Origin of the sequence: Rhizobium sp. CRRU65, from assembly GCF_048551595.1 — a bacterium.
Taxonomy (GTDB): domain Bacteria; phylum Pseudomonadota; class Alphaproteobacteria; order Rhizobiales; family Rhizobiaceae; genus Rhizobium; species Rhizobium leguminosarum_J.
This window is the reverse complement of the sequence record NZ_JBLYZH010000001.1, coordinates 348,300-362,362: the sequence shown is the minus strand read 5'-3', so window position 1 is coordinate 362,362 and position 14,063 is coordinate 348,300. Positions and strand designations below refer to the sequence as shown.

13 protein-coding genes and 2 pseudogenes are annotated in these 14,063 nt (G+C 55.6%); 13 read left to right on the top strand and 2 right to left on the bottom strand.

Annotated elements, in window-relative coordinates:
* Positions 1 to 71 precede the first annotated feature (71 nt).
* The 3 genes and pseudogenes from ACM5SV_RS01685 to ACM5SV_RS01675 form a co-directional block, all read left to right on the top strand.
* Positions 72 to 335, top strand: a pseudogene (locus ACM5SV_RS01685) (transposase); the annotation flags it as partial.
* 101 nt (positions 336 to 436) lie between these two features.
* Positions 437 to 571: pseudogene (locus ACM5SV_RS01680) on the top strand (hypothetical protein); the annotation flags it as partial.
* 141 nt (positions 572 to 712) lie between these two features.
* Positions 713 to 1,114 (top strand): hypothetical protein, encoded by a 402-nt coding sequence (locus ACM5SV_RS01675; RefSeq protein ID WP_419425054.1) that lies wholly within the window; start codon positions 713 to 715, stop codon positions 1,112 to 1,114.
* Positions 1,115 to 1,372: 258 nt separating this feature from the next.
* Here ACM5SV_RS01675 and wrbA read toward each other — a convergent pair whose 3' ends face one another.
* The gene (wrbA, locus tag ACM5SV_RS01670) at positions 1,373 to 1,972 is read right to left on the bottom strand and encodes an NAD(P)H:quinone oxidoreductase type IV (protein ID WP_419424958.1); all 600 of its coding nucleotides are present in this window, start codon (positions 1,970 to 1,972) and stop codon (positions 1,373 to 1,375) included.
* Between the two features lie 64 nt (positions 1,973 to 2,036).
* Positions 2,037 to 2,894 carry a fumarylacetoacetate hydrolase family protein gene (locus tag ACM5SV_RS01665; RefSeq protein WP_419424957.1) on the bottom strand — a complete coding sequence of 286 codons (858 nt, stop codon included), beginning with the start codon at positions 2,892 to 2,894 and terminating at the stop codon, positions 2,037 to 2,039.
* A 110-nt stretch (positions 2,895 to 3,004) separates the two neighbouring features.
* Here ACM5SV_RS01665 and gtdA point away from each other — a divergent pair, with 110 nt between their 5' ends.
* From gtdA to ACM5SV_RS01615, 10 genes are all read left to right on the top strand, one after another.
* A complete protein-coding gene (gene gtdA / locus ACM5SV_RS01660) occupies positions 3,005 to 4,054 on the top strand; it encodes a gentisate 1,2-dioxygenase (RefSeq protein WP_419424956.1) in 1,050 nt (349 codons plus the stop codon).
* A gap of 179 nt (positions 4,055 to 4,233) precedes the next feature.
* A complete protein-coding gene (locus ACM5SV_RS01655; protein WP_047558415.1) occupies positions 4,234 to 4,764 on the top strand; it encodes a MarR family winged helix-turn-helix transcriptional regulator in 531 nt (176 codons plus the stop codon).
* Positions 4,765 to 5,611: 847 nt separating this feature from the next.
* A complete protein-coding gene (locus ACM5SV_RS01650) occupies positions 5,612 to 6,910 on the top strand; it encodes an ABC transporter substrate-binding protein (protein ID WP_162732583.1) in 1,299 nt (432 codons plus the stop codon).
* Between the two features lie 64 nt (positions 6,911 to 6,974).
* The gene (locus ACM5SV_RS01645) at positions 6,975 to 7,919 is read left to right on the top strand and encodes a carbohydrate ABC transporter permease (RefSeq protein ID WP_164021765.1); all 945 of its coding nucleotides are present in this window, start codon (positions 6,975 to 6,977) and stop codon (positions 7,917 to 7,919) included.
* Positions 7,920 to 7,928: 9 nt separating this feature from the next.
* Positions 7,929 to 8,771, top strand: a complete 843-nt coding sequence (locus ACM5SV_RS01640) for a carbohydrate ABC transporter permease (RefSeq protein WP_419424955.1) — start codon at positions 7,929 to 7,931, stop codon at positions 8,769 to 8,771.
* Positions 8,772 to 8,781: 10 nt separating this feature from the next.
* Positions 8,782 to 9,846 (top strand): ABC transporter ATP-binding protein, encoded by a 1,065-nt coding sequence (locus ACM5SV_RS01635; protein ID WP_130663749.1) that lies wholly within the window; start codon positions 8,782 to 8,784, stop codon positions 9,844 to 9,846.
* Between the two features lie 77 nt (positions 9,847 to 9,923).
* On the top strand, positions 9,924 to 11,441 hold the full coding sequence (locus ACM5SV_RS01630; RefSeq protein ID WP_419424954.1) for an aldehyde dehydrogenase family protein: 1,518 nt from the start codon (positions 9,924 to 9,926) through the stop codon (positions 11,439 to 11,441).
* A gap of 21 nt (positions 11,442 to 11,462) precedes the next feature.
* Positions 11,463 to 12,272 carry an aspartate dehydrogenase gene (locus ACM5SV_RS01625; RefSeq protein ID WP_205909784.1) on the top strand — a complete coding sequence of 270 codons (810 nt, stop codon included), beginning with the start codon at positions 11,463 to 11,465 and terminating at the stop codon, positions 12,270 to 12,272.
* Between the two features lie 71 nt (positions 12,273 to 12,343).
* A complete protein-coding gene (locus ACM5SV_RS01620) occupies positions 12,344 to 13,093 on the top strand; it encodes an electron transfer flavoprotein subunit beta/FixA family protein (RefSeq protein WP_130663747.1) in 750 nt (249 codons plus the stop codon).
* A 24-nt stretch (positions 13,094 to 13,117) separates the two neighbouring features.
* A complete protein-coding gene (locus tag ACM5SV_RS01615) occupies positions 13,118 to 14,047 on the top strand; it encodes an electron transfer flavoprotein subunit alpha/FixB family protein (protein ID WP_419424953.1) in 930 nt (309 codons plus the stop codon).
* Positions 14,048 to 14,063 lie beyond the last annotated feature (16 nt).

The window sequence follows — 14,063 nt, the reverse complement described above, 5'->3', positions numbered from 1 at the left end:
CGACACGCTACTGCGGATGGTGCGGATGGCTACGTGCGAGCCGATATCGGCGCCGCGCGTCGTGGGAATTGATGACTGGGCCTCGCGCAAAGGCCAACGCTACGGAACGATTATTTTGCGATCTGGAGCGCAACCGCGTCCTTGACCTGCTACCGGATCGGAATGCCGACACGCTCGCATCATGGCTAGGCCGCTACCAGGGCATCGAGGTGATCGCACGCGACCGCGCCGGCGTCTACGCCGAGGGCGCTCGTCGCGGCGCGCCGAATGCGGTTCAGGTCGCTGACCGCTTCCATCTTCTGCAGACTCTCGGACAGGTCTTGCGTCTTATCGTCGATCGCAATCGCGTGGCTGTCACCGCCGCCGGAAAGGCAGTGTTGCCGAAACCGTCAGTCACAATGGCGCCGAAAAAGCCGCCGTCAGTGCGCCAACCGGCTTGGAACGATTGCACCAGGATCGAAGGGATCAACGTCTCGAGCGCCATGAGGAAATCAGTCGCCTACATCGGGCCGGAAAGTCGCCCCGGCAAATCGCGCCGCGTCTTGGTCTCAACGTCAGAACCGTCGAGCGTTGGCTTGCGGCGGACGGAGAGCCGGAGCATCGACGGCCGGAAACACCGTCGGCCACCGTTGAGCCTTTCCGGCAATATCTGGAAAAACGATGGCAGGAAGGTCAGCACAACGGTGCACAGCTATGGAATGAGATCAAGCGGATGGGCTTCAGGGGCGGTACGGCGACGGTTTACAGATGGACCGCCAAGCGCAAGGAGCAGCCGAATTCCACGCCGGAGCCTGCACGCCGACGTGCGCCATCGCGCCGGGAATGCGCGCGGTTCCTCAGCCAGCGCGCCACCTCGCTCGACGAACGTGCCGGTCGCCACCTTCGTCATCTTTACGAATATGCGCCAAAGCTTGAAATAGCGTCAAAACTCGCCCGCTGCTTTGCCGCTCTTATCGGTGGCGACGTCGACGATAAAGGAGATGATCTCGAAACATGGATCGGAGACGCCAGAGACAGCGAATTGGCGACATTTGCTGCGGGGATCGAAAAGCAGCGCTCACCGAGCCCTGGAGCACCAGCCCGGTTGAAGGGCAGATCAATCGCCTCAAAATGATCAAGCGCCAGATGTATGGGTGTTCAGGCTACAGCCTCCTGAAAAGCAAAGTGCTCGCCCGGGCATGAGAGAGATCGGCAACAGCGCTGGTTCACCACCTGAGATAGGGCGACCCTGCACCAAAAGTGCGGAAGAACCCAACCAACATGAGACGTGATCTCATCCCGATTGTCGCTCAACAGTCGTGGCTTAACGAAGCCATGCGCGCAAAGGAAGGCCGCGCTTTAAACTCCCGCTTTTCCGAAGGCTTGCTGATGGTTAGGCGACCTGCTTGGCCGCGATCTTGGCGACGTGAGCGCCCTGATAACGCGCACCCTCAAGTTCTACGGATGAAGGCTGACGGGAACCGTCAGCCCCGGTGATTGTTGTCGCACCATACGGCGTCCCACCCTTGACCTCTTCCAACCCGAGCTGTCCCTGGAAGGAATAGGGAAGACCGGCCACGATCATTCCGTGATGAAGCAGTGTCGGGAGGAAGCCCAGGATGGTTGATTCCTGACCGCCATGCTGCGTTGCGGAGGCTGTAAACACCGCGCCTATTTTACCAGTGAGCTTCGAAGCGGCCCAAAGTCCCCCTGTTTGATCCCAGAAATTACGCATCTGCGATGCCACGGTGCCAAATCGCGTTCCTGCGCCCACGATAATCGCGTCATATTGATCCAGTTCGTTCGGGTCGGCGATTGGAGCTTCCTGGTCCATCTTAAAGAACGAAGCTTTGGCAACCTCGTCGGGCACCAACTCGGGGACCCGCTTGATAACAACTTCGGCGCCAGTGGAACGTGCGCCATCTGCAACCGCCTTGGCCATCGTTTCAATATGGCCATAAGCAGAATGGTAGAGAACGAGAACTTTGGTCATCTGATATAATTTCCCTGTTGGGTGTTAGAACGAGCTCATCACTTCTCGCCGTTCAGCGTCATCGTCAGGAGGCGGCACGCCCTACTGAAATCGACAATTCCCCGATGGCTTCTATCTGCACGTCGATAGTATCGCCCGGCTGAACAGGTCCCACTCCCTGAGGGGTTCCAGTCATTATGATGTCTCCCGGAAAGAGGGTGTAGAAGCTCGAGGCATACTCGATAAGGCGTGCCACGCTGAAGATGAGTTGCGACGTAGTCGCTCTCTGTTTCTCAATTCCGTTCACGCTGAGACGGAGCTCCAGAGCATCGGGAGAGGGGATTTCGTCGAAGGTTACAAGCCATGGCCCGAGGACGGTATAGGTGTCTGGGGACTTTCGAAACGATGGAAATTCCTTTCCTCTAACGGTCATGTCCAGACCGATTGTGAAGCCTAGGATATGCTCGAAAGCCCGATCCTTTTTCACAAAGCTAGCCTCTTTGCCGATAATGACCGCGAGTTCTACTTCGTGATCTGTCCGACGCTCGCTGAAGCGGGGCATGACAGTTTCGGAAGGTCCTATCAACGAACTTCCCGCCTTCAAGAACAGGCCGAACTCGTCGATATTTGTATAGGTCGTGCCGTTGTTGATCTCACTGTCGGCATTCGCTTCATCAATGTGAGCGCGATAATTGATTGGCGCGCCAATTATCTTGCCTGGATTTGCGATGGGCGATGCCAAGGAGACTTCGTGTAGCGCCAGTCGCGACGAACTTTTGGAAACAGCCGCGCGCATCTTGGGGAGATCCAGCAGCTGCCGGGCAAGCCAGTCGCCGGGCGGCAAGGGCCATGCTGGATTCAGGTCAAAGGCCGAAGTGATGTCTATGACCGTATCCCCCTCTACCACGCCGATCCGGTTGTGATTGAACCTGCAAATCTTCATGGCATCTCCCTCCGGCTAAATTGCTGCATTTGCATTTATTGCATATGCAGTATATCGCTATGCCTTGTCTGTCAACGATGATCACCATCCAGTGCAAGGAGAACTGTTAGATGACTACGGAATCCAACACGCCAAACACTATCGAGCGATCGGCCTACTACGCTGAGCTCAGCGCTCTTCAGCTGGCGCCTCTATGGGAACGCCTGAAGGGGCTTGTCCCAACCGACCCTCGCCCGAACGCGGTCCCCTATCACTGGGCATGGAATTTGGTTCGCCCTCAGTTGTTGACCGCAGGTCGCGCGATTACCGCAGAGGAGGCGGAACGTCGTGTTCTGGTTCTGGAGAACCCAGGGCTTGAGGGGAAATCTCAGATCACCGATACGCTTTACGCTGGACTGCAGTTGATCATGCCGGGTGAGGTCGCCCCAGCTCACCGGCATACTCAATCGGCGTTGAGGTTCATGCTCGAAGGCGTGGGCGGCTTTACTGCAGTATCAGGTGAGAAGACAACGATGCATCGTGGAGACCTGGTCCTCACGCCTTACTGGACTTGGCATGATCACGGGCATGACGGCGACGAGCCGGTCATATGGTTGGACGGGCTCGACGTGCCATTGGTCAATTTTCTAAAGGCAGGGTTTCGCGAAGAACATCAAGCCAACCGGCAGGTGTTGAGCAAACCGGAGGGCGACTCTCTCGCTCGCTTCGGAAGCGGCCTGCTTCCGGTGGTCATGCCCAGCATGTCCGGCACGTCGCCGGTGTTTAACTATCCCTACGCCAGAACCCGTGAGGCGCTTGACGTTTTACAGCGGTCCACTGACATCGACAAGCACCTCGGCATTTGCATGCGTTATGTGAACCCTGTGAACGGGGATTGGGCAATCCCAACGCTTGGCACGACGATCCGACTGCTCCCTAAAGGTTTTAACTCGACATTCTACCGGTCGACCGAAAGCGCTGTATTCGTGGTCATCGAAGGGGAGCCGGCCGTGATTGTGGAGGGATCGGCGCCAGTCGTATTGGGCCCGAACGACGTGTTCGCTGTTCCCGGTTGGTTGCGCCATCGATTTGAAAGCTCCAGTTCGGATTCCCTCCTCTTCTCATTTTCCGATCGGCCGGTGCATGAAAAGTTGGGCCTCCTGCGCGAGGAACGCAGCTGACCCTTTTACTGTAGCGGGCGGCGGCCAGTAGGCCGCCGCTCCGAAATCATAATTATCCACTTTTGACCGAGACGCGCCTCAATCTCGGTTATCTCGATCTTTTTTCGGATCGGATTCCAAACAGGTTTGTGGTATTCGACCTCGCTGCACGATGAACTTCGACAAAAATGAAGAGACGCATGGGTGAAGAAAACTACAAGCTCGAGGACCGTCTCTCTTTTCTCACGAACCGGGTTGCCTCTGCAATAAACGAGCGGTTCGTTTTGAAGCTGCAGATCCACTCGTTAACGATACCGATGTGGCGCGTTCTCGTTGTGCTTCATGATTTCGGAGAGTCAAAACTGGTTGATCTCTCCTCGCTGACATCAATCGATGCTTCAACGCTGTCGCGGCTCACCGAGGGGATGCATGAACGCAAACTTATCCGGAAAGTCCGCTCGACAAAGAGCAAGAGAGAGATCGTTGTATCGTTGCGATCTGAAGGCAAGGGGTTGGTGGACGCCTTGATTCCGGAGGCGATCGAACTCGATACATTTATGCTGGCTGGCCTCAGCGAGAGCGACATGGCCGTGACACGGCGCGCATTGCGAAGTATGTACGAACAATTGACCGCAGCCGGGCAGACTGTTGTGCCATCTGCTGGCGCTGCCACGAAGGACGCTCGGAAGGAAAAGTACTATGTCCAATCCAAATCCGACCGAGTTGAGTGAGCTTGGGATCAGACATCGTAGACGTGAGTGCGATGGATCGGCTTGACGCGACGGGCTAGAAGCAAGGTTCCACGTCAGCAAGCCCCTCCAATCCCTCCAGGCGACAGCGCCAAAGTCGCGGGAATTGCCACGCTGCCCCGTTTCATAAATCTTGCTGTCGGCAGGTGCGATCGTCTAAGATCATTGACACTCGAGCATGGGCGTTGGCCGTCGGCTTGAGAGCCCTGCTTCATCATCGGTGCTAAGGTATAATGCGGCCACGCAGGCAGTCCGGGATTGATCCTGATCAACCCACGAACGAAGTCCTTATTTCATTTCCAGTCAAATTGGCTCGGTGTGTAGAGCATCAAAAATTCTCGGCCATAGTGAGATAGGACCCCGCTGCGGGGAACAGCTTGGGGCGTAGTTCCCAGTCCGTCTTCGTGAGCTGCGGACAAAGAAGATCTGAACCTGCGAAACCGAGGAGCGACGGCTCCTGCGTGTAGAGGACCGTCCGGTGCTAGTCTCGGCTGGGTTACACGTGTCGCGCTCGTCGTTGCCGCCTCGACTTGATGCGGTACCTACAGACCTCGGCCGGCTATAAGATGCCGAACATGCAGGGCAGTCATCGTGGAATTGAGCAATTTGTCCAATATTTTGGGGTACTTTACCATTGTCCCTGAAGCCGCCACATGGTTACTGGACTCCAAGCTTCGGCGACCTTTCAGGTTAGCCATAACAGGAGCATGGGAACCGCCGTATCAGCGGCTCCGAAGTTCAAGTGGAAGCCGCGGAAGACGGACCCTCTTAGCTGACAACGCAACGTTGCCAAGTCGTAAACCATACGGGAACAATGGTGGAGGCCTACATGACCATAGTAAAAAATCATCGTGAAATGAGCCGCAGAACGGCATTGAAAGCAGCAGCGGCGTTGCTTGCTGCCTACAACCTTCGTTCAACGCGTGCACTTGCCGCCGGTGAAAGTCTTAACATTCTGAATATGAACCTCCTATTCGGCGAAACGCTGGGTAACCAAATTTCAAAATCCTATACCGCTGCCGAAATCAGCGCTGACCCCGTTCCGCAAAATGAGCATTACGAAAAGCTCCTTGTAGAAATGTCTCAAGGATCTTCCACTTATGACCTTTTGACCTTGGACGCATTGTTCATCAATCAGGTTTTAGGCAATCAGTGGGTGAAGGCCGTGGAGGATATCCAGGCTGAGGATGCATCGCTGCAGCCTTTGCAATATCAGAATGTAATTCCGGAATCCCTGAAATTTGTGCAGCGCGACGGGAAGCATTACGGAATACCGCTGACGCTCGCCACCCCTATTTTTGTTTACCGAAAGGATCTGTTCGAAGCAAAGGGTCTTTCGGTGCCCACGAACTGGGACGATTACCGGAAGTGTGCCGAAGCGCTTCATACAAATGAGGTGGCTGGCAACATCCTGCTACTAGGTGGTCAGGATGCTCACATGTCAGGCGACTGGGCTACCCGGTTGATGAGCATGACAAAGTTGGGGCCCACCGACGATGGCGTGTTGGATGGCTCAAATCAGCCTGCCTTCAATACTGAGGGACAGGGTGTGAAGGCGATTGAACGGATCAAGGAGGTGCTTCCTTTTGCACCCAAGGGCGCTGAAGGTCTCGACTATCCAGACGGTCTGTCCCTTTTCTCCCAAGGAAAAGCCGCGATGTTTATCAGTTGGTCGGATGTGTTTTCCGGCCTGGAGAATGGACCACTGAAGGGCAAGTTCGGCTATGCCGCCGTTCCAAGCGAAAAATATCAGCAGCAAATGACCGGTGGCTTTTCAATCGGCGTCAGCGCTTTTTCACAAAAGTCAATCGAAAGCTATAAATTCCTCGATTGGATGCTTAAGGGAGAGGGGTACAAGCTGTTTCTCGATAACGGCGAAATGAATCTGGTGTTCAAATCGCAGCTAGAAGATCCGGCGGTGCAAGCAAGAATCCCCTCGCTGGCCGTCTATCAGGATTTCAAGAAGCGGGGAACCACCACGATCGCACTACCCCCTTACCGCGTTCCGAACTCGGTGGAAGTGCAACGGGTCCTATATGAGGAAATTCTGGCCGCCGTTCTCGGCAGAAAATCGCCTGACCTAGCGATGAAAGACGCCGAAACGCGCGTCAAAGCCATCATTCGTTAAGGCCGCTTGAACTGACGTGAAGGAACGGCCCGCGGCCGTTCCTATCATGCAATGGGAAATTACTATGGCTATGACGCGTTCAATCTCTACGCCAGTTGTCACTGGCACCCATAAAGCGGAACGGGCGGGAGAGCGCCGGACAGGCGTACTTCTCCTCACACCGGCGTTTGTCCTTATGAACCTCGTCGGCTTTTTTCCGATGATCTATTCTCTTTACATCTCGTTGACGAACTACAACCCGACCCATGGCGGAGCCTCTCAATTCATCGGTTTGAAAAACTATGCCAACGCCCTTTTAGATCCACAATTTTGGCATGCCATTGGCCTCACCTGTGTTTTTGTAACCTTAAGTGTGACGTCGTCATTGGTTCTTGCAGTACTTTTGTCGCTTCTATTCAACTTGCGGTACCCTGGATTTTTCCTACTGCGGACGATCATCCTGGTGCCAATGTTGATTACGCCGATCGCTGTTGGCATCGTGTGGCGGGTCATGATGATGCCCGACCTCGGCGTCCTCAATTACCTGCTAACCGTGTTAGGCTTTCAACCCCAGCTCTGGACATCATCGGCAAGCACCGCGCTGCTATCGATTGTACTTGTCGATATTTGGCAGTGGACTCCCTTCATGTTTCTTATTGTCTTTGCGGGCATTTCATCGCTCCCACGCAGCCCATTCGAAGCCGCTGCCATTGACGGGGCTGGGCCAATACGTGTGTTTTTCTCCGTCACTTTGCCGCTACTTCGGCCGGTCATCGTTATCGCCACGCTTCTGCGCATCGTAGATGCCTTCCGAACCTACGACACGGCGTTCATCATGACGCGAGGTGGGCCAGATTTTTCCACTGATCTCGTCAGCGTCTACCTGCAGAGGATAAATTTCCGCTTTTTTGATCTCGGCTACGGATCGGCGTTGTCGTGGGTTACCCTGCTGATCGTGACCGCTATAATTTTGATTTTCACCAAGCTCTCTGGCTTTACGCGAATTATTTCTGAAAAAGAAAGCCGATAGGAGCTCACCATGTCTATGAAAAGGCCCGCTATTCGCCGGTATTCTCAAATCTCGCTGGCTTACTTTCTTGCACTCTTTGCAACAACGTTTTTTGCCTTTCCGATATTTTGGATGGTCACAGCATCTTTGAAGAGCGACCAGGCAATTACAGCCTACCCACCTGTGTGGGTTTTCACCCCGAGCTTGCAAAACTACGCCAAGCTGATCACGGACATTGGCATCGCCAAGATGTTTATCAACAGCGTCGTCATCGTCGGATTGTCCACGAGCCTGGCGATGGTTTGCGGAACTTTGGGCGCCTACGCGCTGGCTCGGTTCGATATAAAAGGCAAGCAGATGATTGCCTTCGAGATTTTATCGATCCGTATGCTGCCACCAATCGTCAGTGTCGTTCCAATGTTTATCCTCGCGAGGTGGCTGGGAATATTCGATACCTACTGGTTGCTGACCGCGGCCTACGCTCTTTCCGGTCTACCGTTTGTGGTCTGGGTAATGCGCGTCTTCATACAGGATATCCCACAATCTATCGAGGAGGCCGCGCTGATTGACGGCTGTTCTCGGCTTGAAACTTTTTGGCGGGTGACGCTCCCGCTCTTGTTGCCCGGCCTAGCCGCAACAATGGTCATCGTGTTCATGTTTGCCTGGAACGAATTTCTTTTGGCTTCCATGCTGACGTCGAACGCTGCCAAAACGCTACCGGTCATCGCTGCGAATACCCTGAGCGCAAGGTCAATTGCTTGGGGTCTGGCTTCGGCGGCCGGTGTCGTCATGTCGCTGCCTGTCGTCATCCTCGTTCTACTTATGCAACGCTATCTTGTTCGCGGCCTGACATTGGGCGCAGTAAAAGGCTAAGGAGGCTATCGTGGGCATTCAAATTAGAAACGTGCAAAAGCGTTTTGGCGAGATCACTGTTGTTAACCGCGTGTCGGTTGACATAGCCGAAGGCGAGTTTTTCGTCATGCTGGGGGAATCTGGCTGCGGAAAGACGACAACACTCCGTATGGTCGCCGGGCTCGAACTACCAACCTCGGGATCCGTGCACATCAACGGCAGGGACGTGACCTTCGCGGAGCCGCGCCATCGCGACATCGCCATGGCGTTCCAAGACTATGGGCTCTATCCCAACATGACAGTCTTTGAAAACATTGCCTTTCCGCTCAAGATCAGAAAGGTGCCTCAGTCCGATCGCAAGAGGAAGGTTGAGGAAACAGCCGGCAAGCTCGGTATCGCGGACTATCTTGGCCGCAAGCCGTTTCAACTGTCCGGCGGTCAGCGGCAGCGAGTTTCGCTAGCGCGCGCCTTAGTACGAAACCCTAAAGTCTTCCTGATGGACGAACCGCTCTCGAACCTTGATGCGAAGCTTCGTGCCGTCATGAGGACCGAAATCAAAAAGCTCGTGTCCGAACTGGGAATCACCACGATTTATGTCACGCACGACCAGATCGAGGCAATGTCTATGGCAGACCGAATTGCCGTCATGCGTCGAGGCGACATGGTTCAGATTGGGTCGCCCATGGAAATCTATGACCGGCCCCTGACGCGCTTTGTCGCTGATTTCATGGGATCACCGCCCATGAACCTCTTCCCTGCTGTCATGAAGACGCCGGGTCAGCCGACCTGCCAGATCCAGGAGTTTGTAGATACGCTTCCAATTACTGAGCGCGAGTTGATTGCCGCGAGACTGGATCCAGCACACCAATTTACACTCGGTATTCGGCCTGAACACCTGAAGCTCGTCCAACCTGGTTCGCCCGGATCGGTCCGTGCAGTTGTCGACTTCGTCGAACCATTGGGCCAGACCACCAATGTCTATCTCGCAATCGGGGACACGCGGCTGATTGCGGTTACCGATCGATGCGCCAGCCACGTGGGTGATGTTGTTGGTGTGTATGCGCCACCGGAAAGCGTGCGTGTCGTTGCGAATTGAGACTGTTTCGGCGTCCCCCGCATGATGAGTGGTGACGTCGAGACTTGTATCGACATCCCAACACCTAGCAAAATTTGATGGAGGCTCAATTGTTGCAAACGCAACCCGTTCACTCGCACCGTACTTACGGCCATTTCATCGACGGGAGTTTGTCTGACGCTTCCGTCACGTTGATCGACCGCCACTCGCCGGCCGACGGTAGGTTACTCGCGCGCTTCTCAGCAGGTACATCGCAAGACGCCGACGCTGCTGTGGCGGCGGCGTTAAAGGCATTTAACCGAGAGAATTGGCGGGATCTAAGCGGCTCGGCCCGCGCTGGACTGCTTAACAAACTTGCCGACTTGATAGCAGACAACGCGGACTATCTCGTTCGACTTGAAGCGGAGGAATCCGCCAAAGCAACGAAGATGTCTGTGTACGAACTTGCGATGGTTGTCGAAATGACGCGCTTTGCAGCATCACTTGCGGTGACCGAAAAAGGAGAAACCCATACACAGCTCGGGCCTCTGTCGCTGGGGCTTGTAACGAAAGAACCATGTGGGGTCGTCGGCATGATCGTGCCGTGGAATTTCCCTTTGATCTGCCTTTTTCAGAAGCTCCCGTATGCGCTCGCGGCTGGATGCACGGTGGTGATCAAACCCTCCGAGCTAACGTCCAGTACCGCCCTTGAGATTGCGAGGTTGGCGAGCACAGCGGGCTTTCCTCAAGGTGTTATTAATGTCGTGACTGGCACAGGGACTGCCGTGGGCGAGGCTCTGACCAGTCACCCCGATGTATCACTGATATCCTTCACGGGCTCCACTGGTGTTGGTCGGCACATCGCTGGAAAATGTGGGGAGGCCGTTAAGCGCGTAGCATTGGAACTCGGAGGTAAAGGCGCCAACATCGTTTTTGCCGACGCGGACCTTGATGCCGCATTGGATGGCGTTCTCTTTGGGTTCGTTTTCAATCAGGGCGAAGTTTGCGCGGCCGGATCGCGCCTGCTGATCGAAGAGAGTGTTGCCGACGCATTTGTGTCAAAACTTGCCGAACGCGCAAAGCGGATCGTTGTTGGCCACCCCATGGACAAAAATGCGGACATGAGTGCGCTGATCCATGAGGGGCACATGAACAAGGTCCTCGGGTACGTCGCCGACGGACAGAAAGAAGGTGCCATCCTCACGTGTGGCGGAGAGCGTCTCCAGGGCCAAGCTTACGATAATGGCTTTTTCGTGGGTCCGACGATCCTTACTGAAGTTACCTCTAGCATGCGCGTTTTCCGGGAGGAAATATTCGGGCCTGTTCTTTGTGTGACAAAATTCAAAACACAGGAAGAAGCAATACATTTGGCTAATAGTACCGATTTCGGTCTTGCAAACGGGGTGTGGAGCAAAGACATCGACAAAATCTTTACGGTAGCCCGCCAGTTGAAGTCTGGAACCGTATTTGCGAACACGTTTCTGGAGGCGGCGCCGCAGCTTCCCCAAGGCGGTGTCAAGAAAAGTGGCTTTGGTCGTGAAAACGGTTTGGATGCACTTAATGAGTATCTGGATACCAAGCAGACCTACGTGAAGTTGGGTGCCCGTCAGCCGATTCTTGCTCATACAATCAGCTAAATCAAAGGAAGGGAGTTTGCTTTGGCAGACGAGAGCAAGCGCATTGCGTTGATTGGATATGGTGCGATGGCCCGCAGCTTGCAGGCTTCGCTTCTTCGGTCCGAAGCCGGTGTGGCCGTGGCAGCGGTACTCGTACCAGCTGAGTTCGCGCCGCCGGCGAGTGAAATTGCTGGTTTAGAGCTATTTCACGATGTTGCGGATCTTGTCGCCTGGCGTCCTTCACTGGTCGTTGAGTGCGCAAGCCACGATGCTGTGCGCGATTTTGTTCCGACTTTGCTGCGGAACGGGATCGACACAATCATTGTCTCAACCGGGAGCTTGGCTGACAAATCGTTATTCGATGATCTTGAGGTTGCCGCAAAAGTCGGACGCTGCCGTCTAACGGTCGTGTCAGGCGCTATTGGAGGACTTGATGTTTTGAGATCGGCAAGAAGCGCAGGCTTGAGTAAAGTAGCCTATACTGGCATCAAGCCACCAATCGCTTGGGCGGGCACTCCGGCTGCGGATAGGATGGACTTGGCGTCGCTTCTTGAGCCGACGGTCATCTTCGAAGGCAACGCACGACAAGCCGCGCAGCTTTATCCAAAAAACGCAAATGTAACCGCCGCGGTGGCGCTCGCAGGTGTCGGGTTTGACGCAACCAGCGTAGCACTTTTGGCAGACCCCGGGACAGCGACGAACGGACATCGCGTGGAGGCGACGGGAGCCTTTGGCAGTTTTTCAATCGAGCTACAGAACCAACCTTTACCGGACAACCCGAAAACATCTTGGTTGGCCGCTTTGAGTATCCAAGAGGCGATTGTACGGCACTTCAGCTCCGTCGTCGTTTGAAAGTTTGCGTTAGTTCGGCTTGGACCGCGTCCAATCGGCAGGTTTGAATACATAGGTGTAGGTAAGAGCGCATGAAAATTCTCGTCCCAGTCAAGCGGGTGGTTGATTACAACGTGAAGATCCGCGTCAAGCCGGATGGATCGGGCGTCGACCTTGCCAACGTCAAGATGTCGATGAACCCGTTCGACGAGATTTCGGTTGAGGAGGCCCTTCGCCTGAAGGAAGCCGGCAAGGCCGAGGAAGTGGTCGTCGTCTCGATCGGCCCGGCCAAGGCCGAGGAAACTTTGCGCACCGCGCTCGCCATGGGCGCCGACCGCGCCATCCTCGTCGAAACCGATGACGCCGTCGAGCCGCTCGCAGTCGCAAAGATCCTCAAAGGTGTTGCCGACGCTGAAAAGCCGGGCCTCATCATTGTCGGCAAGCAGGCAATCGACGATGATTCCAACCAGACCGGCCAGATGCTTGCAGCCCTTCTCGGCTCCGCCCAGGCAACCTTCGCCTCCAAGGTCGAAATCGCCGGCGACAGCGCCACTGTCACTCGTGAGATCGATGGCGGCCTGCAGACCATCAAGGTCAAGCTTCCGGCTGTCGTCACCACCGACCTTCGCCTCAACGAGCCGCGCTATGCTTCGCTGCCGAACATCATGAAGGCAAAGAAGAAGCCGCTTGACAAAAAGAGCCCGGCTGATTTCGGCGTCTCCACCGCGCCGCGCCTCAAGATGCTGAAGACGGAAGAACCATCCGGCCGCAAGGCAGGCGTGAAGGTGAAATCGGTCGCCGAGCTTGTCGACAAGCTCAAGAACGAAGCCGGCGTACTCTGAGATATGGAAAGGGAGAACACGATAATGGCCATTCTTCTTCTGGCTGACCACAACAATGCGACCCTTTCCGACCAGACCGGCAAGGCACTCACGGCTGCTTCCAAGATTGGCGGCGACGTTCATGTGCTGGTCGCAGGCAAAGGCGCCAAGCCTGCTGCCGATGCCGCCGCAAAGCTCTCGGGCGTCTCCAAGGTCCTGCTCGTCGAAAGCGACGAGCTCGCCAACAATCTGGCAGAGCCGCTGGCCGACCTGATTGTGTCGCTGGCAGCGAGCTACGACACCATCATCTCGGCCGCCACCTCGGTCGGCAAGAACGTCCTGCCGCGCGTCGCAGCCCTTCTCGACGTCGCCCAGATCTCGGAAATCATCGAAGTCGTCTCGGCCGACACCTTCAAGCGGCCGATCTATGCCGGCAACGCCATTCAGACCGTGCAGTCGACCGACGCCAAGAAGGTGATCACGGTGCGCACTGCATCCTTCGGTTCTGCCGCAGAAGGCGGTTCGGCTTCGGTCGAGGCGATCCCCGCCGTGTCCGATCCGGGTCTGTCGACCTTCGTCAAGGATGCGCTGTCGACCTCCGACCGTCCGGAACTGACATCCGCCAAGATCATCATCTCCGGTGGCCGTGCGCTCGGTTCAGCCGAAAAGTTTAAGGAAGTCATCCTGCCGGTCGCCGATAAGCTCGGTGCTGCCGTCGGTGCCTCGCGCGCGGCCGTCGATGCAGGTTACGCTCCGAACGACTGGCAGGTCGGACAGACCGGCAAGGTCGTCGCTCCGCAGCTCTACATCGCCTGCGGCATTTCGGGTGCGATCCAGCATCTCGCCGGCATGAAAGACTCGAAGGTCATCGTCGCCATCAACAAGGACGAGGAAGCGCCGATCTTCCAGGTCGCCGACTATGGCCTCGTGGCAGATCTCTTCGAGGTGCTGCCTGAGCTACCAAAGGCCATCTAACGCGATAGCCGAATTT

Bases quoted from the DNA above. Each gene is read 5' to 3' on its own strand.
- ACM5SV_RS01640 (WP_419424955.1), top strand. From the start codon at position 7,929: ATGTCTATGAAAAGGCCCGCTATTCGCCGGTATTCTCAAATCTCGCTG.
- ACM5SV_RS01630 (WP_419424954.1), top strand. From the start codon at position 9,924: ATGGAGGCTCAATTGTTGCAAACGCAACCCGTTCACTCGCACCGTACT.
- gtdA (WP_419424956.1), top strand. From the start codon at position 3,005: ATGACTACGGAATCCAACACGCCAAACACTATCGAGCGATCGGCCTAC.
- ACM5SV_RS01650 (WP_162732583.1), top strand. From the start codon at position 5,612: ATGACCATAGTAAAAAATCATCGTGAAATGAGCCGCAGAACGGCATTG.
- ACM5SV_RS01620 (WP_130663747.1), top strand. From the start codon at position 12,344: ATGAAAATTCTCGTCCCAGTCAAGCGGGTGGTTGATTACAACGTGAAG.
- wrbA (WP_419424958.1), bottom strand. From the start codon at position 1,972: ATGACCAAAGTTCTCGTTCTCTACCATTCTGCTTATGGCCATATTGAA.
- ACM5SV_RS01655 (WP_047558415.1), top strand. From the start codon at position 4,234: ATGGGTGAAGAAAACTACAAGCTCGAGGACCGTCTCTCTTTTCTCACG.
- ACM5SV_RS01615 (WP_419424953.1), top strand. From the start codon at position 13,118: ATGGCCATTCTTCTTCTGGCTGACCACAACAATGCGACCCTTTCCGAC.
- ACM5SV_RS01645 (WP_164021765.1), top strand. From the start codon at position 6,975: ATGGCTATGACGCGTTCAATCTCTACGCCAGTTGTCACTGGCACCCAT.
- ACM5SV_RS01665 (WP_419424957.1), bottom strand. From the start codon at position 2,894: ATGAAGATTTGCAGGTTCAATCACAACCGGATCGGCGTGGTAGAGGGG.
- ACM5SV_RS01675 (WP_419425054.1), top strand. From the start codon at position 713: ATGGGCTTCAGGGGCGGTACGGCGACGGTTTACAGATGGACCGCCAAG.